16 protein-coding genes are annotated in these 17,834 nt (G+C 59.0%); 11 read left to right on the forward strand and 5 right to left on the reverse strand.

Annotation, left to right across the window (positions count from 1 at the left end; genetic code table 11):
* Positions 1 to 44 precede the first annotated feature (44 nt).
* From chvE to I6E60_RS12925, 5 genes are all read left to right on the forward strand, one after another.
* Positions 45 to 1,148: a multiple monosaccharide ABC transporter substrate-binding protein gene (gene chvE, locus I6E60_RS12905; protein WP_304610983.1), complete on the forward strand. Its 1,104-nt coding sequence runs from the start codon at positions 45 to 47 to the stop codon at positions 1,146 to 1,148.
* A gap of 87 nt (positions 1,149 to 1,235) precedes the next feature.
* On the forward strand, positions 1,236 to 2,765 hold the full coding sequence (gene mmsA / locus I6E60_RS12910; RefSeq protein ID WP_197125317.1) for a multiple monosaccharide ABC transporter ATP-binding protein: 1,530 nt from the start codon (positions 1,236 to 1,238) through the stop codon (positions 2,763 to 2,765).
* A 4-nt stretch (positions 2,766 to 2,769) separates the two neighbouring features.
* On the forward strand, positions 2,770 to 3,969 hold the full coding sequence (mmsB, locus tag I6E60_RS12915; RefSeq protein WP_197180715.1) for a multiple monosaccharide ABC transporter permease: 1,200 nt from the start codon (positions 2,770 to 2,772) through the stop codon (positions 3,967 to 3,969).
* A 42-nt stretch (positions 3,970 to 4,011) separates the two neighbouring features.
* On the forward strand, positions 4,012 to 5,235 hold the full coding sequence (locus I6E60_RS12920) for an ROK family protein (RefSeq protein WP_307841850.1): 1,224 nt from the start codon (positions 4,012 to 4,014) through the stop codon (positions 5,233 to 5,235).
* Between the two features lie 90 nt (positions 5,236 to 5,325).
* The gene (locus I6E60_RS12925; RefSeq protein ID WP_197180717.1) at positions 5,326 to 6,735 is read left to right on the forward strand and encodes a GH1 family beta-glucosidase; all 1,410 of its coding nucleotides are present in this window, start codon (positions 5,326 to 5,328) and stop codon (positions 6,733 to 6,735) included.
* On the opposite strand, the gene I6E60_RS12930 is transcribed toward I6E60_RS12925, so the two are convergent.
* Positions 6,732 to 8,384 (reverse strand): SulP family inorganic anion transporter, encoded by a 1,653-nt coding sequence (locus I6E60_RS12930; RefSeq protein WP_197180719.1) that lies wholly within the window; start codon positions 8,382 to 8,384, stop codon positions 6,732 to 6,734. The genes I6E60_RS12925 and I6E60_RS12930 overlap by 4 nt on opposite strands.
* Positions 8,381 to 8,746 (reverse strand): metalloregulator ArsR/SmtB family transcription factor, encoded by a 366-nt coding sequence (locus tag I6E60_RS12935; protein ID WP_197180721.1) that lies wholly within the window; start codon positions 8,744 to 8,746, stop codon positions 8,381 to 8,383. Before I6E60_RS12935 ends, I6E60_RS12930 begins: the two co-directional genes overlap by 4 nt.
* Positions 8,747 to 9,303: 557 nt before the next feature.
* On the opposite strand from I6E60_RS12935, the gene I6E60_RS12940 reads away from it, so the two are divergent.
* From I6E60_RS12940 to I6E60_RS12950, 3 genes are all read left to right on the forward strand, one after another.
* The gene (locus I6E60_RS12940) at positions 9,304 to 9,804 is read left to right on the forward strand and encodes a hypothetical protein (protein ID WP_197180723.1); all 501 of its coding nucleotides are present in this window, start codon (positions 9,304 to 9,306) and stop codon (positions 9,802 to 9,804) included.
* A gap of 170 nt (positions 9,805 to 9,974) precedes the next feature.
* Positions 9,975 to 10,676 (forward strand): HNH endonuclease, encoded by a 702-nt coding sequence (locus tag I6E60_RS12945; RefSeq protein ID WP_197180725.1) that lies wholly within the window; start codon positions 9,975 to 9,977, stop codon positions 10,674 to 10,676.
* A 212-nt stretch (positions 10,677 to 10,888) separates the two neighbouring features.
* Positions 10,889 to 11,065 carry a hypothetical protein gene (locus tag I6E60_RS12950; protein ID WP_231601541.1) on the forward strand — a complete coding sequence of 59 codons (177 nt, stop codon included), beginning with the start codon at positions 10,889 to 10,891 and terminating at the stop codon, positions 11,063 to 11,065.
* On the opposite strand, the gene I6E60_RS12955 is transcribed toward I6E60_RS12950, so the two are convergent.
* Entirely contained in the window at positions 11,054 to 11,248 is a 195-nt protein-coding gene (locus I6E60_RS12955; protein WP_197180729.1) for an ArsR family transcriptional regulator, read from the reverse strand. The two genes, I6E60_RS12950 and I6E60_RS12955, sit on opposite strands and share 12 nt — an antisense overlap.
* A gap of 240 nt (positions 11,249 to 11,488) precedes the next feature.
* On the opposite strand from I6E60_RS12955, the gene I6E60_RS12960 reads away from it, so the two are divergent.
* Positions 11,489 to 12,265 (forward strand): pentapeptide repeat-containing protein, encoded by a 777-nt coding sequence (locus I6E60_RS12960; RefSeq protein ID WP_197180731.1) that lies wholly within the window; start codon positions 11,489 to 11,491, stop codon positions 12,263 to 12,265.
* Between the two features lie 135 nt (positions 12,266 to 12,400).
* Here I6E60_RS12960 and I6E60_RS12965 read toward each other — a convergent pair whose 3' ends face one another.
* Together I6E60_RS12965 and I6E60_RS12970 are read right to left on the reverse strand one after the other, a co-directional pair.
* Positions 12,401 to 14,068 carry a UvrD-helicase domain-containing protein gene (locus tag I6E60_RS12965; RefSeq protein WP_197180733.1) on the reverse strand — a complete coding sequence of 556 codons (1,668 nt, stop codon included), beginning with the start codon at positions 14,066 to 14,068 and terminating at the stop codon, positions 12,401 to 12,403.
* On the reverse strand, positions 14,065 to 15,774 hold the full coding sequence (locus I6E60_RS12970) for an ATP-dependent endonuclease (RefSeq protein WP_197180735.1): 1,710 nt from the start codon (positions 15,772 to 15,774) through the stop codon (positions 14,065 to 14,067). Before I6E60_RS12970 ends, I6E60_RS12965 begins: the two co-directional genes overlap by 4 nt.
* A gap of 389 nt (positions 15,775 to 16,163) precedes the next feature.
* On the opposite strand from I6E60_RS12970, the gene I6E60_RS12975 reads away from it, so the two are divergent.
* Together I6E60_RS12975 and I6E60_RS12980 are read left to right on the forward strand one after the other, a co-directional pair.
* A complete protein-coding gene (locus I6E60_RS12975) occupies positions 16,164 to 16,334 on the forward strand; it encodes a hypothetical protein (RefSeq protein ID WP_197180737.1) in 171 nt (56 codons plus the stop codon).
* Positions 16,335 to 16,753: 419 nt separating this feature from the next.
* Positions 16,754 to 17,476 carry a TIGR02391 family protein gene (locus I6E60_RS12980; protein ID WP_197180739.1) on the forward strand — a complete coding sequence of 241 codons (723 nt, stop codon included), beginning with the start codon at positions 16,754 to 16,756 and terminating at the stop codon, positions 17,474 to 17,476.
* Positions 17,477 to 17,834: the final 358 nt, after the last annotated feature.

Raw genomic sequence — 17,834 nt, forward strand, 5'->3', positions numbered from 1 at the left:
CGGCTGGCTTTTGCCCGGCAATCACATTTGAAAGGGACAACACGATGTCAATGAAGAAGATAATCGCGGTCGCAGCAGCGACTGTGATGACTATCGGACTCGCCGCCTGCAGCAGCGACGCAGCAGGAACTGGCGGCGGCAGTGAAGGCAGTGTCGGAATCTCGATGCCCACCCGCAGCCTAGAACGCTGGATCAACGACGGCGAAGGCCTCAAGGCTCAGCTCGAAGATGCCGGCTACTCAGCAGACTTGCAGTACGCAGACGACAAGGCCGACACCCAGATCAGTCAAATCCAGAACCAGATTGCATCCGGCGTCGACGTTCTGGTTATCGCAGCAATCGACGGAGAGCTTCTTGCACCGGTGCTCGCCGACGCGAAGGCTCAAGACATCGCGGTTATTTCTTACGACCGTCTGATCAACGGCACTCCCGACGTCGACTACTACGCCACGTTCGACAACTACAAGGTTGGTCAGCTTCAGGGTGAGTTCATCGAAGAACAACTCGGACTTGCCGATGGTGCCGGCCCGTTCAACCTCGAGCCGTTCGCCGGCAGCCCCGACGATAACAACGCCAAGTTCTTCTTCTCCGGCGCCTGGGATGTCCTTCTTCCTTATGTAGAGAATGGCCAGTTGGTTGTTCCCTCGGGTAAGGCTCCGGCGAGCAACGATGACTGGGCAAGCATCGGAATCCTCGGCTGGAAGTCTGACTCGGCTCAGTCCGAACTCGACAACCGCCTCGGATCGTTCTACACCGGTGGCGAGAAGATCGACGTCGTTCTTTCTCCCAACGACAGCCTTGCGCAGGGTATTGCCGCTTCGCTTCGCAGCGCTGGTTACACCGCCGGAACCGACTGGCCTCTCTTGACCGGTCAGGATGCCGACAAGGCGAGCGTCGTCAACATCCTCGCTGGCGAACAGTCGATGACGGTCTGGAAGGACACCCGCGAGCTGGGCAACGTCGTCTTCGGCTTCATTGAGGCGATCATGGCCGGTGAAGAGCCCGAGATCAACGACACCGAGACGTACGACAACGGTGAAAAGGTTGTCCCCGCGTTCCTCATTGCGCCCGAGGTTGTTGTGAAAGATGACGTGCAGTCGAAGCTCATCGACTCCGGCTTCATCCAGGCCTCAGACGTAGGTCTCTAGCCCCGGCTAGATCCCAGTAATACGATTCGACTTCGGGGGACGGCACAGTAGCCGCCCCCCGAAAGTCACTGCGAGCGGAGCACACTCATGACTGCCATCCTCAGCATGAACCAGATCACCAAAGACTTTAGCGGCGGCGTTCGCGCCCTCGACGGCGTAAGCCTCGAGGTGGAACGCGGCCACGTCCACGCTATTTGCGGCGAAAACGGCGCCGGCAAATCGACCCTCATGAAGGTGCTGAGCGGGGTCTATCCCGTCGGCAGCTATGGCGGCAGCATTAACTTCGAAAATCACGAGACTGCCTACAAGTCGATAAACGACTCTGAGGCCGATGGCATCGTGATTATTCACCAGGAGCTCGCGTTGAGCCCCTACCTCTCTATTGCCGAGAACATCTTCCTCGGAAACGAGATCGCCACGCGCGGTGTCGTCGACTGGCCCAAGACCAATCGCGAGGCCACCATGTTGCTCGCGCGCGTCGGCCTCGACGAACTGCCCAGCACTCCCGTGCTCGAACTCGGTGTCGGCAAGCAACAGCTTGTAGAGATCGCCAAGGCTCTCTCTAAGCAAGTGAAGTTGTTGATTCTGGATGAGCCAACCGCGGCCCTCAACGATGAAGACTCGGCACACTTGCTCGACCTCATCAATAGCCTTCGCGGCCAGGGCATCACGTGCATCATCATCTCGCACAAGCTCAAAGAGATTCGCCGGATTGCGGATACCGTCACCATCATCCGCGATGGCCAGACCATCGAGACCTTCGAGATGAAGGAAGCGGATGCCACTGAAGCACGCATCATCCGCGCGATGGTCGGTCGCGACCTCGACAGCATGTTCCCGCCGCACACGCCAGACATTGGCGATGAGCTGTTCCGGGTAGAGAACTGGACAGTGCATCATCCGGTCGACACCACGCGCAAGGTCGTCGATGATGCCTCGTTCTCAGTGCGGGCGGGCGAGATTGTCGGTTTCGCCGGACTCATGGGTGCTGGCCGCACCGAGCTCGCGATGAGCATCTTCGGTCGCTCCTATGGCAGTCACATCAGCGGCACGGCCTTCAAAGAGGGCAAGGAAATTTCGGTCAAGAGCGTGAGCGAGGCGATCGGCCACGGCATCGCCTACGCCACCGAAGACCGTAAACACTTCGGCCTCAACCTGATCGGCAGCATCGCGGTCAATATCTCAGCGGCAGCGCTCTCGAAGCTCTCGCGCTTCGGCATCGTTGACCGCTTTGCGGAGAACAAGGTCGCCGAGGACTACCGCGGCCAAATGAACATCAAAACTCCGAACGTGTCGGTGCTCGCCGGCAACCTCTCGGGAGGCAACCAGCAAAAGGTCGTCTTGAGCAAATGGATGTTCTCCGGCCCCGACATCCTGATTCTCGACGAACCCACCCGCGGCATCGATGTCGGTGCCAAATACGAAATCTACGGAATCATCAACGACCTCGCCCGCCAGGGCAAAGCGGTCGTCGTGATTTCCTCAGAACTACCGGAGCTTCTCGGACTCTGCGACCGCATTTATGCGATCTCCGAAGGCACCATCACCGGCGAGATTGATCGCGCCGACGCTACCCAAGAACGACTCATGCACTTGATGACCGCGGGAAAGGACTAACCCGATGAGCACCACCACCCCCACTCGTAAACCGCCCAAGATGCGGGTCGACCTGCGTCAGTACGGCATCCTCGCCGCGCTCGCAGTCATCGTCATCCTGTTCCAAGTCTTGACGGATGGCCGGCTCCTGCTGCCCGGAAACCTCAACAACCTCATCCAGCAGAACGCCTACGTGCTGATTCTCGCCGTGGGCATGGTCATCGTGATTATTGCGGGACACATCGACCTCTCGGTCGGTTCCGTCGTGGCGATGGTCGGTGCCGTTGCTGCGATCTCAATGAGCCAGTGGGGGATGCCCTGGTGGGCCGCCGTCATCATCTCGCTTTTGCTCGGCGCAGCGGTCGGAGCGTGGCAGGGGTTCTGGGTTGCCTTCGTGGGTATCCCGGCCTTCATCGTCACGCTCGCGGGCATGCTGTTGTTCCGCGGTCTTACGCTCGTGTTCCTCACGGGCGGCACGATCAACGCGCTTCCCGGTGAGTTCAACGCGATCGGCGGCGGGTGGCTGCCCGAGTTGTTCGGCACGATTGGTGAAGGTCGCGGCAGTCGCGACATCCTCACAATTGTCTTGGGTGTTCTGGCGGTAGCAATGCTGATCACTCAGCAGGTGCGCAGCCGCGCCAAGCAACGCAGTCTTGAACTTCCCGTGGAGCGCAGCGTTTCGTTCTGGATCAAGAACGGTGTCGCTGCGGTAGTCATTCTCGCTCTGACGTTCCAGCTTTCTGCGTACCGCGGAACCCCGATCATCCTGATCATTCTGGCCGTGCTGATTCTGCTGTTCACGTTCGTGTTGAACCAGACCGTCTTCGGCCGCCACGTGTACGCGATCGGTGGCAACCTTTTCGCCGCACAGATGAGTGGGGTGAAGACCTCGTGGATCAACTTCTTCGTCTTCGTGAACATGGGTGTGCTCGCAGGCCTCGCCGGTGTCGTCACGACGGCGCGCGCTGGTGGTGCCGTGGCATCCGCCGGTCAGAGCTTTGAACTCGATGCCATTGCTGCCGTCTTCATCGGTGGCGCGGCTGTCACCGGTGGTGTCGGCACGGTGATCGGTGCTGTGATCGGTGCGCTCATCATGGGCGTGCTCAACATGGGCCTGTCGATCCTCTCGGTGGATGCTGCCTGGCAGCAAACCATCAAGGGGCTCGTGCTGCTTCTTGCCGTGGCGTTCGACGTCATGAGCAAGCGGCGCGCCGGACGTCGCTAGTCTTAGCATCACCGTTTTATTGCCAATCGAGTGGAACCGCCCGTGAACCAGAACACCCCGCCATCGTCGCCGCTGCCGTCGTCGCTGACGTCGCCGACTGGCGCAGGCAGCACGGGTGGTCGCGGCGATCGCACTCGGCGGCACAATCTGTCGCGCGTGCTGACCCTGCTTCACCGTGGGGCTCAGCGCCGCTCGCAGCTGACCGCACAGACGGGCCTTAACCGCTCAACGATCGCGGCGCTCGTAGCCGAGCTCACCGAACTGGGTTTGGCCTACGAAAGTGAGCCTGATCCCACTCGGCAAGTAGGTCGCCCGTCACCGATGGTGAACGCGGATGCTCGCACCGTTGCCATTGCGGTCAACCCCGAGATCGACGCCATCACCGTCGGGGTCGTGGGGCTCGACGGTTCGCTCTTGAAGCGCATCCGCTATGAAACAGAGACGCCCCCGACAGTTTCCGAGTTCGTGAAGATCTCGAGCCTGATCATCGAGAGCGTGCGCGGCGAGTACGAATCGACGGGCCGCATCGTCGGTATCGGCATTGCCGCGCCCGGTCTCGTGCGCGTCGAAGACGGCCTCGTGCGCTGGGCGCCTCACCTCCATTGGCGAGATGAACCAATCACGGAGCTGCTCGCCGAGGCGACCGGCTACCCCGTCTCTACCTCCAATGACGCGAGCGTGGGCGCGCTCGGCGAGCACATCTACGGTGCTGGGCGCGACATCGATGACCTCATTTATCTCAACGGTGGTGCCAGTGGTATCGGTGGCGGCATCATCGCAGGCGGGCGGCCGCTGACCGGACGTGCCGGCTATGCGGGAGAGTTCGGCCACGTTCGCGTGGAAAACGGTGCGGCAGAGAAGGGTACGCGTGAAGAGGGCAGCCTCGAGACCGAAGTGAATCGTGCTGACCTGCTGCAGGCGCTCGGCCTCACCAACGTTGATTCCGAAACTCTGGATGCTGCACTGCGCGAATCCACGGATCCTGCGGTGAGCGAGCTGGTACATCGACAGTTGCTCTCCCTCGGCACCTCGCTGCGCAACGCAGTGAATGTGTTGAATCCTGAAGTGATTGTGCTGGGTGGTTTTTTGGCATCCATCTTCGCGTTCGATCCCGAATTCTTGATCGAGCGGGTGCGCAGCCAGTCTCTCGAAGCCTCCTTCGAGGGCGTGCAGATCGTGCCCGCTCAGCTCGGTGCAGACCTGCTCATGATCGGGGCGGCTGAGCTCGCTTTTGCGGCGTTGTTGGAAGACCCAGCGGCGCTCTAGCCGCACGGTTGATTGACCGGCTAACTGCCTGTCGCCGTAACCTCGGGATAGTTTCGGCCAAACCGAAGCTCCCGGTCTTAGGGTTGTGAGATGAACTCCGATTACCGCGATTCTGGTCTCGTATTTCCGCCGAACTTCATCGTTGGTTCTGCGACGGCGGCCTATCAAATTGAGGGAGCGGCTCGCGATGGCGGCCGCACCGAATCCATCTGGGACACTTTCAGTCACACCCCGGGCAAGACCTGGAACGGCGACACCGGTGACGTTGCCGACGACCACTACTACCGGCTCGAATCCGACCTCGATCTCATGGCCGAGCTGGGTCTCGACGCCTACCGCTTCTCCATCTCGTGGCCGCGATTTCAGCCGGGTGGGCAGGGTCCGATCAACCCCGAGGGAGTGTCGTTCTACTCGCGTCTGGTCGACGGGCTGCTGAGCCGCGGCATCCGCCCCATCGCCACTCTGTATCACTGGGATTTGCCGCAAGAACTCGAGGACGAGGGCGGTTGGCCTGAGCGCGATACCGCTCTGTGGTTCGCCGAATACGCCGAGCTCGCGGCCACGGCCCTGGGCGATCGCGTGCACACGTGGACGACCCTCAACGAGCCGTGGTGTTCGGCATACTTGGGCTATGGCTCGGCATCTCATGCGCCCGGTCGCGCTCGGGATGTTGATGCACTCGCCGCCGTTCACCACCTCAATTTGGCTCACGGAATGGCCGTGCCGCGCATCCGTGCCGCTGCCACGAATTCGCCCGAGGTGTCGGCGACGCTGAACTTCCACGTGATTCGGGGCGAGGATGCCGAAGCCAAGCGTCGCATCGATGCGCTCGCCAACCGCGCGTTCACGAGTCCGATGCTGCTCGGTCGCTACGACGATGACTTCATCGCCGACACGAGCGAGGTCACCGACTGGTCATTCGTTCACGCGGGCGATCTGGCGACCATCCACCAGCCCATCGATTTCTTGGGCGTCAACTATTACTCCACCGTCACGGTGAAGATGTGGGATGGCGTGAGCGAGCGCGTGATGAACGACGGTCACAAAGACATGGGCGGCTCCGCGTGGCCGGGCAGCCGCACTGTCGAGTTCTTGCCGCAAGACGGCCCGTACACGGCCATGAACTGGAACATCGCGCCCGATGGCCTCGAAGAACTGCTGGTCGATTTGGGCGAGCGATTCCCCGCTCTGCCATTGATGATCACCGAGAACGGTGCCGCGTTCGACGACGAGGCCACGGATGGTCGCGTGCATGATGCGGACCGGGTCGACTATCTCAACCGGCACTTCACGGCCGCGCACCGTGCGATGCAGCGCGGGGTGAACCTGCAGGGGTACCTCGTGTGGTCGTTGCTCGACAACTTCGAGTGGGGCTACGGCTATTCGAAGCGCTTCGGCATCGTGCGGGTCGACTACGACACTCAAGAACGCATCGTGAAAGACAGCGGGCTATGGGTTTCTGAGGTTGCCAAGAACAAGGTGACGCCGCCGCTGAGCTAGACGTCGCTCGCTGCCTCGTTCGCGACCATCGTGCGGCGAATGTGCGAGCGAGCGTGTTCGATCGCGGGCTCGAGTTCGGCGAACAGGTGGTTGGGGTGCCGCAGCGAGCGGATAACTCCGAGGCGTTTCAACACATCCAGATGTTCGGGGCGGATGCCCTTGATGATTACGGTCACGCCGCGTCGTTCGAGCGCGGTGATGAGCTCGGTGAGGGTGTGGGCGCCGGTGGCATCGATGAGGTGCAGTTGCGACAGCCGCACGATCACGACTTCGAGACCTTCGTGTTCGTTGATGCGGTCGATGAGGCGCTCGGCTGCTCCGAAGAAGAGTGAGCCATCGATGCGGAAGAGCGCGATGCGTTCGTCGCCGGGTTCGGGGGAGCCGGGGAGTTCTTCGCGGTGAACGCCGCTGGCTTTGCTCATCGTGCGCAGGGCGAAGAAGGCGGCGGCAGCGATGCCGATCCCTACGGCGATGATGAGGTCGAAGCTCACCGTGATGATGCCGGTGATGACGAACACGGCAGCTTCAGATTTGCCGGTGTGCAGCATCGTCTTGATCAGGGTGGGGGACATCATGCGGGCGGCGGTGGCCATGAGAACGCCCGAGAGCGCTGCCAGCGGGATGACCGCGACGACCTGTGCTGCGAGGTACACGACGGTGAGCAGTGCGAGAGCATGTACGACCGCCGAGACGCGGGTGCGACCGCCCGACCGCACGTTTACCGCGGTGCGGGCGATGGCGCCGGTGGCCGGCATCCCGCCAAAGAAGCTGGAAGCGACGGATGCCAACCCCTGGCCGACAAGTTCGCGGTCGGCGTTGTAGGGGCCGGTGTCTGCCATGCCGGCGGCGACGCGGGCAGAAAGCAGGGATTCGATCGCGGCGAGGGCGGCGACGGCGAAGGCCGGACCGATGAGTGTGGTCAGGTCGAAGTCGAATGACGGCACGGTCGGTGAGGGCAAGGATGCGGGAAGCTCGCCGATGGTGGCCAGTGGGAGATCCAGTGCTTGGGCAACGATGGTGACAACCGCGATCGCGATGAAGGATGCCGGAAGGCGCCCGCTGATGCGCGACAGTAACAACATGATGGCAATCACGGCGGCAACAACGGCAAGGGGGAGTAGCGCGGCGGGCCACTGGGCGGCAGTGACGAAGGCGATGGCGGCGAGCACGGCGTTGGTGGGGTGTTCGGTGCCTTCGGTGCCGAGCGCCGAGGGCACTTGCTGCAGGAAGATGATGATGCCGATGCCGACGGTGAAGCCTTCGATCACGGGCCACGGAATGTAACTGACGGTGCGGCCGAGGCGTAGCACGCCGGCGACGACCACGATGATGCCTGCGAGCAGGGTGACGATGGCGACGGCTTCAACACCGTGGCTGACGACGATGGGGGCGAGCACCACGACCATGGCGCCGGTGGGGCCCGAAACCTGCACGTTCGAGCCACCGAAGACGGCAGCGACGATGCCGGCGACGATCGCGGTGATGAGTCCCGCTTCAGCGCCCACTCCTGAGCTCACGCCAAAAGCGAGGGCGAGGGGGAGGGCGACGATTCCGACGGTGATTCCCGCGATCAGATCGCCCCGCCAGCTGGTGCGCAGTAGGCGGTAGTCTTTCGCGCTCGGCAGGAGCTCTTTCCAGGAACGTTTCATCGGGCATCCGGAATCGTGGGTAGTCCGGCAACGAGATCGCGTTGGCTGTCGGTGTCGGCAAGGATTTCGCCGAGCAGCACGCGCGCGACACGGAGGAGTTCAGAAATTTGGGGGTGAGCGAGGCGGTAGTAGACGACGCTGGCGCGACGTTCGGAGACGACGAGCCCGTAGCGGCGCAGCACGGCGAGGTGTTGCGAGAGGTGGGAGGCTTCGAGGCCGGTCGCGGTCAGCATCTCTGCGACAGAGGCTTCGTCGGCGGCCGACAAGATTTCGAGCACCCGGATGCGGTATGGATGCGCGAGCCCTTTGAAGAGGTTCGCCTTGATTTCGTAGAGCGGCCTGCGCTCATCGAGAACGGCCATTCATGTGCTCCTGATCGGTGCGGTTGCAGCGATGCACATTTGCCCGCTTGCTGAATTGATGGAATCATCATATCAGCTGGCGACTAGGGACCGTTTAAGCTCCGCATGCTCGAGCGGGTGAGTCACGGCGCGGTCGGGCGTCCGCTGCCACTTCATCCAATGGTGACCGAGTGTTCCTGCAGAAGCCTCGTGATAAGAGTGGTCCGTCGAGAGCCGGCTGCAATCATCATGATCGGCGCGCAATCAGGCGCCAACTATTGTCGATGCTATGGCAGGCTTCCATCGCGCCCTCCCCGCAAAATCTTGAGGCTAAAGCGATGGCCTGACTCGCTCCAGAGGGAACAACACTACCGAGCTGCGATGAGAGCCCGGGTCTATGATCGGGCTATGGAGCGCCGATGCGGAACCGGAATTGTATTGGGGGCCTTGAGGTGTTCACGCCCTTGGCCCAGGTGCTCACACCCGTGGCCTCGCGACTCTGCGAAGGGGAATGCTCCGTTGGGCGACGGCAAAGTGCTATCGCGCGATGCCGCGCTTTAGCAGTGTGAGGAGGAGGAATGATGGATCCATGGGCTAAAGACCGATTCTGGAAGGACCAGTTGCTTACTCGGGACGAGAAAGCGACGTATTACGGACTTCAGGGGAAAGGCAAAGGCCCGCTGCCCAAGAGAATTCAATACCGGGCGGAACTGCCTGCCTATATTCTCGCGGTGGCTTGCTTCGGATTGACCGTTGGCGGGGGCTTCCTGATACAAGTGACACCCCTCGCGGATAGGCGCCCGATCGTTTTTCTCGTGATGGCGGTTTGTCTTTTGGGCGCGGTGGGTGTTCTGGTGGTCGCTGTGCGACGAAACGCAATCGCCCGGGAAAAATACAAGGAGACATGCTTTTCTGAGGCGGAGAACTACTTGGCTAGCAGAGGGTATCGTTCTCGCCTCGGCGAGGCAGAGCGATTGTCCGCAGAGAGCAGCGATGATGTCGCCGAGCCAGCACGGCGATGGGGGAAAAGCCGCAAGGAGCGCCATGGATGGAACCCCCGTGATCATCGCTATCGCTGATAGGCCGACTGGGGTGTAACGTCAACTCTCAATAGGCTTGGAGCATCAGCGTTCTCTGTTCAGCGCCTTGGAACTCGACGGGGCTTGGTATCGATTCGTAAGATTGAGCAACCGTGCGCGTTTAAACGAGCTAGGGGCACTGATGGTGCAGTCCTCGGTAGACTCTCTGGGTGCCATTATTGACGAAGATCCATAAGGTAGCCTTCAAGACTTTTGAAGACCAAGTAGTGACTTATCAGACGATCGACCCAAGCTGGCGCCGCGGGCCGCTAAAGCTCTTGACGAACACTAGGGGTGGTGACACCGACAAGAACTTGACTCTTGAATTCAAGGTCAAAGGCTATGCCACTCGAAAAGCTTACACCGCGCGGCGTACTCGCGACGGCAAGGGGACTTGGCTTCTGTCCGACGCATCGGTGGAGTCCCAAAAGCTTGCTCCACTTGAGTTGCGGAGGAATGTGGATACTTCAGACCTCAAGGCTTGGCGAGCTCCGAAGAGAATAGACGGCCAGCTCTGGCTATTTCAAGGGTGGGCCTACTTCGCTGACGACCCAAATGGTCTCGTGGCCGAAGACGTGCGGGCTCTCATCAACGTCGAGGCGAACAAGCGGCGGCTTTTACTTGAGAAAGCGCATGCGCTTCAGGCTGTAAGCGACAACTATGACCGGCCTAAGCGCCGGGAGTCGATCTCACAGGTAGTGCGGGTCGAGGTGTGGCAGCGTGATGGTGGACACTGCGTCGAGTGCAACAGCCAAGCCAAGTTGGAGTTCGACCACATCATCCCTGTTGCGATGGGCGGTGGCAATACATCACGAAATCTCCAGCTGCTGTGCGAGACATGCAATCGTCGCAAGGGTGCGTCATTGGGCTAACTGCCTACTTGGGCTCTGAGAGATCGTTCGTCGAACTCGGCGATCGAGCGGACGCAGAGGGATAGCCATCGCCGACCGAACTGACATGACTCTAACCAGCGCCCAGCCCTAAGGGTTTTCACGACATAGATAGCCGCCAGCTCGTTAGAGGGGCGTCCGAAAGCCCTTGTCGCTGGGTAGGAGCGCCGGCCAAAAACGTTTCGTCGGGCATCTTGAATCGCATGCAGGCTGTGCACGACCTCGACCTCGCTCTCACAGCCGGCGTCGGTGGGGATTTTGCTCAGGAGCACGCCAGCGATGCGCAGCAGTTCAGCGATCTGGGGGAGTGCGAGGCGGTGGTAGACGACGCTGGCACGGCGGTCAGAAACAACGAGGCCTTAGCGTCGTAGCGCTGAGATGTGCTGCGAAAGGTGGGAAGCTTGGAGCCCGGTCTCGGCAACCACGTCGGCCACGGGTGCCTCGGCGGCGGCTGACAGCATCTCGAGCGCCCGGATGCGGTACGGATGCGCGAGTCCTATGGAGAGGTTCGCTTTGCTCTCGTAGAGCGGCCTGCGTTCATCGAGAACGACCATTGCTGTGCTCCTAATCGGTGTGGCTGCAGCGGCACACATTGGCTCGCTTGCTGAATTGATAGAATCATCACATTGAGAGCTTCGTGCGCCTATTAGCCCCGTCGAAGTTGCTCGGGGCGTTTAGGGCATAAATCGGAATCGTGCCCGCTCCCAATTGGGTAATTTGTTCGCGGTCAGGGGCACCGGGGGATGAGATACGCGGCCATTGACTTATGCCGATGAAAGATGTGGTTGCCGTCAGTGGTTCGTTTAGTCGATTGCAGGGTTCCTGCGGCTGGTGGTAGGTTCGCCCAATATTCGTACGAACAGAAAGTGAAACTTGTGAAACCTCGCTCGTTTTTTGCTGATCGTGTACTGCCACACCCAGGATTCTGGTCGCGTTCACGGGACGCAATCTGGATCAACGCCATCACTGGGGTTATGGTCACGATCGCGATTTCGGGAGCTGTGTTTACCCTCGAACAAGCCCGCGAAAATGAACGAGCGGAGCACGCCGAAGTTCTTAGCAACATCCAATTCGTGCGTGATGTTGTAATTTCGGGCTCGCCCGAAAAACCGTTCGGCGGCCTCAACCTGCGTGGAGCTCCGCTCGAGGGACTCGATCTGCAAGCAGCTGTGTTCAACGCGGCTGACCTATCGAACGCCGAACTGGAATATGTGAACTTGACCGGGGTTTATTTGTACAAGACATCGCTGGAAGGGGCTCACCTGCAAGGTGCTCTTCTGACCGGCGCGAACCTCTCATTTACGAACTTCAGTGGCGCTGACTTGTCTGCGGCTGATCTTTCAGATGTCAGCCAAAACGGCTTTGGGATGAGCGGCCAAGGCTTGTGGAACGACACCAACCTTAGTTACACCACATTCACAAACGATTTGGGCACCGAAGAAGACCCGATTTCCGCAGACTTGACCGGGGCATTCTGGTACCGGATGGCAGATGGTTCAGGTGCACCAAGCGGGTTAGATGCTGCGACACTCGCGACTCTCGAAGTCCGGCCTCATCCCTCGATTCCTTGAAGCTGCGGCGTTGCCTTAGCAGCTTGGGCATCAGGGTTAGTGGGGCACCGAGTTCCGTCGGGTGAGGACGCACGGACCGGAGACAGGAGTTTTCTTCAGCAATCGTGTTCATTGCAAAGCGAAAAGCGTACTAAATTATCGCGCTGCGAACCCCGCGCTCGCATACAACGCCATCACGTCCGGCCGCGTCGATTCAGGGACAGCTAGTACAAGCAATTGCCGCGCCCTCGTAAGTCCGACGTATCCGAGGCGAAGGTCACTGTCGATTTTGGCGATTGGGTCCGCGAGTGCAGAGGCCCAGCTTCGTGCTTGTTCGCGGTAACTGTTGCCGACCTCCGCCACCAGCATAACGGCGTCAATAGACATTCCTTTGGCTCCATGAATAGTGTCGACAAGGACCCCATCTTGGTCTTCTGCTTCAACCGACGATGCTTCGAACTCGCTCCAACTGGGTGGGGCCAGCAGCTGCTCGCCGGTCAGGCTCGTACCTGGCACCAGTAGCGCACTGGCTGCCTCATCAACTGCAGATACTGCTTTAGTTGCCCACTCAAGAAGAGTTCCTTCAAAGGGGGCGAATCCGGAGAGTAATCTTGCGGCGGAATTTCGGAGCTTGCTTTTGTCAAGCTCGAGTTGAGTCGGAGGTTTGTCGAAGGCACGCCGCAATAGCAACGACTCAAGCTCGCGGTAATGTTCTTGAGTCAAATTTGCTGCGGTAGCGGCGGAAATTAGTGGCGCAAAGTTTCGCGGGATTTGGGGGCGGCTCGCGCCTCGAATTTTTTCGCCAGTGATCCTTGAGTGCACCAAAACAGATTTCGAACTCGCGTCGAGCCCGAAATCGTCAACAAACTTTTGCAGCAATTCAGGCAGCAGCGATACATCTTCTGTCCTGTATCTAATCAGAATGGGCGCTATGCCGAGATCCTTGTACGGCCCCGCTGCGATGTCAGGTTTGACTGCTCCTCGCACTTTCGCAGTCACGTTGCAGATTGCTTGAGACGAACGAAAGTTTTCCTTCAGTTGTCTCCGTTTAAGCTTGCAATGCTTCGCCAGCGCATCGCATTTGTCTGGGCTTGCCCCAGTGAACTCATAGATTGATTGGTCATAATCACCAACTAAGACGAGGGACTTGAGTCCGGCGTCATGCAGCTCGCGCAAACAAGCCAGAGTCGACGCATTAGTGTCTTGTGCCTCGTCCACGATAATTTCGTCGAACCGGCTCGCTAGTGCCGCCGCGATTTCTTTATGATCTTGCAGTATCCAAAGGGCGATCTCGATCGTGTCGTCGTGGTTAATAAAGCCCAACTCTGCGGCTCGTACCCTTGCGTCTCTGGCTTTCGTTTCGTCACTAGGGCGCCGCGTACCCTTCCCGACGTAACGCAACGTCCTGTCCGCGTTGTACTTAAAGTCATCGGACTTGAGCTTCTCCGGAAATAGCTTTTGAACGATTTCGTTATCGACCGTTAGCGGCCGATCTGCTCCTGTAACGAGGTGTCCGAATGGTCGAACTAGGTATCTAAAAAGGAACGAATGTAGGGTGCCGACAAACTGCTGGTCATCAAGCGCAATGCCGTAGCCGTGCACTGTGGCGCTCGCTATTTCCCGCGCGCCTACATTTGTGTATGAGAGCAGCGCCAGCCGCTTTCCCTTTCTCACCTTAGCGGCAACTCGAGCGGCAACGGATGTTGTTTTTCCCGCCCCAGGGCATGCCGAAAGAAATATATTCTTGCCGCCTAGAACAGCCCGCTTCTGCGATTTCGAAAGGCCATGAAACTCTGCTTTCGTTTCGGGAGAAGGTTTAGTCATTCGAGGTCACCAGCAAAATTAATCGCATCCATTACGTAGGCGGGCACCACGATTTGTGCTTCTGACTCCTCAATTGAGTCGGCTAATGCTTGCGCGAACGGGCCCTTCACTTTCGACACAGCGTCTAGAAGACCATCAGCGAATTCTGATGCGTCGGCAAATTTTGCCGCTCTGAGTCGGTCCGCCACGCGCGGTCTGATGGCCTCGAGAGCGTCAATTAGAACTGACGGCTTTTCGAAGTTGACATAGGCGAGATCCCATTCGAAGGTTCTAGTGGCCAAGACAACTCTGATATTCCCGCCATCGCGCCCCTTGAGCTTCGTCGCCGTTGCAGAGGGCAGGGCAAACTGATCGCTGCCATTTTCATCGAGTTCACTCGGAGTGGGGTCTGAATCTGACACCACGGCGCACCTGAGAGGAATGCCGCCGTTCTCGAATACGGAAATAAAGGGGTCGAAAGCCAAGCCATCCACTGAGACAACTGTGATGCCAGTTTCGGCGAGGGAAATTCCTCTCGTTAGTGCTAAAGCCGGGAAAAGAATCAATTCGGCAATGCCCTCTACAAGGATCACTGAATCCGAGAACAACATCGTCGATTTGGTGAGATCCAAAAAACGACGCAGATGATTGGAGCTGCGCGCACTTAGTGGGGCATTGGCCAAGAAATGCGCTGTAGTGCTGGCTGGATGCGCCGCTCTGCGAAGAACTGTCAAGCGCTTGACCTCAGCCGCTGAGGCGAATTGAGGAGAGTGGGTTGTCGCAATAACTTGAGTAGTTGCGTCAGTTAATGATTGCAAATATTTCAACAGCAGACTCTGCAGTTGCGGGTGCAAATGAGATTCAGGCTCCTCAACTAGGAGCACATTGAGCGGGATCGCAGAGTCAGTCTCTAGCAGTGCCAGCAACACCGACACATAGAGCAAATTGTTGTAGCCAAGGCCATTTTCGGACAGTCTGGATGTTGACGGGCTGCTGCCGGCTAGAGACTGAAGACTGGCGATGATCCGCTCGAATCGAGCCTCGGTGAACTGTAATTCCGATGTGTGGGCATATGGGCCTGCCCCGGTCATTCCAGACAATCTTGCTTGGATTGACGTGGCCGTTGTAATGATTGCGTCTACTGCGGCTAAATCAATGTTAGCTGCCGTCATAATGTCCACGAGTTTTTTTCGATCGGCGTGCCCGATCGGCGCGTGGGCTGAAACGAGGTTAGCCAGTTTATTGCTCGGCCCAGGGCGCAAGTCAGCGCTTGCATCTCGCAGAGCAGGCATATAGATGAATCGGATCGAGTCGCGTGCGATTGACTCGACGTCGTTCAGGCCAAGGTCCCCTCCAGACCATCGTGTTAGAGGTCTGCCGTCTTGATTCATCCGAGATCTAAGGGTTAGTCGCCCATACCCAGAGCCGAGCGACGGTGCCAAGATAGAGATGAGTCGTCCCTGATGTTTCGCCGGTATATCGGCGAAAACTGCGCTTATCTCCAGGTCTTCGATCGGGTTTCCGTTTTTAACTCTCGTGAAATCCGAGGCGCTAATCCAGCGATTGCCTAGGCCCTCCGCAAACGGCTGAAGGAGTGAGCGTATCGCATCAATTATTGATGTCTTGCCCGAGTTGTTCGCTCCCGCCACCAGAGCCAGAGTCGGCGCAAACTCGATCGTGGTGTCAATGCCACGGAATCCAGCAATTGTCAGTGTCTCAATTCGCATGCGTCCCCTTCGCTCTCGATCACAGCTAAGGCTGAGCCTAGCTGAAAGGATGTGAATCATACTCAATGCGGCGGGATTGCAGGGTGTTCGCGCGGCGGCCGAGCCGTAGTTGCTTGCTTAGTGAGGTAGCTACGTGTTGTTGGAGCATATGTTTCGTAAGCCTTCTTCTTGGCCGTTCGGTGGCAGACTTGTGGCAAAGCTCATGGCTCATGCGTCGTTGCTCGGCGCTACTCTGAACGACTCTTCCGGTCGATCGATTAGCTCAATAGTTCTTGGCCACCGCGTCACGCGTCAGCTTCTGAGTTTCCTACTGCGGCGATTCGGGCGACAGGCGAGCCCCTCACGCCTAGTGTCGAAAGCTGCGCCATTCAAAGCTCTATGCTGAACGGATGAGTGAATTAGACGAGCACCTCGCTCGAATGAGTGATATTTCCTCCCGAGCAAACAGTTTCAAGGTCAACGAAGCATCTGACCCGAAGGCATTTTCCAAGACAGTCGTTGAAGACTTGGGAATGCTCGCCGACGCAATTGGCGCGCTTATCAAGCGATCCCAAGTATGAACGCGGGAGCTAGTGCCCTCCAGTACTAGGAATTCATTGCTGAGCGCCTACCGAGGGAGCAGCCTATGATCGATGCTTTATCTCGACGACGTCATAGGGCGAATAGGCTAGCGCTTTCCTGCTGAAAAGAGCTTGGCATCCTTCGCTTGGTGCAGCTTCAAAATCCCTGCCGTCACAACCCGCGCAGAGCTTCCAGCTCCTTTGCTGAGCTTTATCGTAATCCTGCCCCTCAAACGCTGGAAGCCAGATTGGTGACAAGCCCACCTCTGATTTGGAACACAGAGCCAAGAGCACAATAGGCCTTGCGCGAGAACGTACACAGTAAGTGTTGTGTGTTTTCAGCTCGAGCGCGGTGCTTGCAGCCGACCGGTGTGCGAGTCTCCGCCCGAACTCTCGCTGCCTGTAGGAGACTTGAGTTCATGGATGAAGAATGGGCGCGAGGCGAGTTGCGCGCGTTCATCGATCTCACTCGTATTGGTTGGCCCAAGTCTGAGGGTATCATCGGGGATTTCCGTGAGCACGTGGGCCCCGAGGACCTGATAGTGGCGCAAGCTGCCGTGGTTGAGCAAATTCTCGGTCGCGTGCTGCCTCTCTGGCGCACTGACGTTCCAGCGGCAACAAGTCGGTTTCGCTGGAAGCAACACTGGGAGGCTGCCACTAGGGCGCTGTCCCAGCTTGAACGTGCCGAGGAGCTCCGCCAGAAGCTCGGGGACAATTCGCCAACGCTCAGCGCCTCAGCGCTGCATTCTTGGGCGTGGAGTGGCGCGCGGTCGCTTTGGCAGAGTGGTCACTACCGTGAAGCCGTCCAAGCTGCTGCTGTGAAGGTCAACGCCGAAACCCAGAACAAACTTGGCCGCCGGGATATCGCCGAGGCTGCCCTCTTCCAACTCGCCTTGAGCAACGACCAACCCTCGGCTAACACCCCGCGCCTACGCCCCGCCGGCGACGACGGCGGCAAGACATCCCTCAGCGTTCGCCGAGGAATAGTCGCGCTCGCCGAGGGCGCTTACGGAGCGCTCCGAAATCCGATCGGGCACGACGAGGGTGAGCTTAGCGAACAAAATGCGCTTGAGCAGCTCGCCGTGTTCAGCGTGCTCGCCCGCGCCATCGATTCAGCAAGCATTGAAAGAGCACGACAGTAAGGCGCATATAAGCGAGCCGGCGCAAAAACCATAGATGAATCGCGCCCATACTGCAGTAATAGTGAAGGTAGCTGACGGAACTTGGCGCGAAATCATGAGCGAGAGCCTCTCGCCTGCCGATCCGCCCGCCACTTCGCTGAGTGAGGTCGTCTCAGCGACTGGCGATGTGTCTATCTTTTTGCCGCAGAAACTGCTCGCGGTCCAGCGCGGGCAGCTCGCCCAGTCGCCAATCGAAGCGGAAGGCGCCTCAACATCGCGGGCTAGCCGAACTGCCGGTGGGTGAGTGGCTGTAGTGGCTCCACTAGCGTTGGGCCTCGGCATTGTCGGCGTCATCGTGGCTGTCGTCTATATGCGCGAG

Origin of the sequence: Salinibacterium sp. SWN167, from assembly GCF_015864665.1 — a bacterium.
Lineage (GTDB): Bacteria > Actinomycetota > Actinomycetes > Actinomycetales > Microbacteriaceae > Rhodoglobus.

What these genes read in the sequence shown, in the direction of transcription:
- I6E60_RS12970 (WP_197180735.1), bottom strand. Translation starts at nt 15,774, where the DNA reads ATGCGAATTGAGACACTGACAATTGCTGGATTCCGTGGCATTGACACC.
- I6E60_RS12975 (WP_197180737.1), top strand. Translation starts at nt 16,164, where the DNA reads ATGAGTGAATTAGACGAGCACCTCGCTCGAATGAGTGATATTTCCTCC.
- I6E60_RS12930 (WP_197180719.1), bottom strand. Translation starts at nt 8,384, where the DNA reads ATGAAACGTTCCTGGAAAGAGCTCCTGCCGAGCGCGAAAGACTACCGC.
- I6E60_RS12935 (WP_197180721.1), bottom strand. Translation starts at nt 8,746, where the DNA reads ATGGCCGTTCTCGATGAGCGCAGGCCGCTCTACGAAATCAAGGCGAAC.
- chvE (WP_304610983.1), top strand. Translation starts at nt 45, where the DNA reads ATGTCAATGAAGAAGATAATCGCGGTCGCAGCAGCGACTGTGATGACT.
- mmsB (WP_197180715.1), top strand. Translation starts at nt 2,770, where the DNA reads ATGAGCACCACCACCCCCACTCGTAAACCGCCCAAGATGCGGGTCGAC.
- mmsA (WP_197125317.1), top strand. Translation starts at nt 1,236, where the DNA reads ATGACTGCCATCCTCAGCATGAACCAGATCACCAAAGACTTTAGCGGC.
- I6E60_RS12925 (WP_197180717.1), top strand. Translation starts at nt 5,326, where the DNA reads ATGAACTCCGATTACCGCGATTCTGGTCTCGTATTTCCGCCGAACTTC.
- I6E60_RS12940 (WP_197180723.1), top strand. Translation starts at nt 9,304, where the DNA reads ATGATGGATCCATGGGCTAAAGACCGATTCTGGAAGGACCAGTTGCTT.
- I6E60_RS12980 (WP_197180739.1), top strand. Translation starts at nt 16,754, where the DNA reads ATGGATGAAGAATGGGCGCGAGGCGAGTTGCGCGCGTTCATCGATCTC.
- I6E60_RS12955 (WP_197180729.1), bottom strand. Translation starts at nt 11,248, where the DNA reads ATGGTCGTTCTCGATGAACGCAGGCCGCTCTACGAGAGCAAAGCGAAC.
- I6E60_RS12965 (WP_197180733.1), bottom strand. Translation starts at nt 14,068, where the DNA reads ATGACTAAACCTTCTCCCGAAACGAAAGCAGAGTTTCATGGCCTTTCG.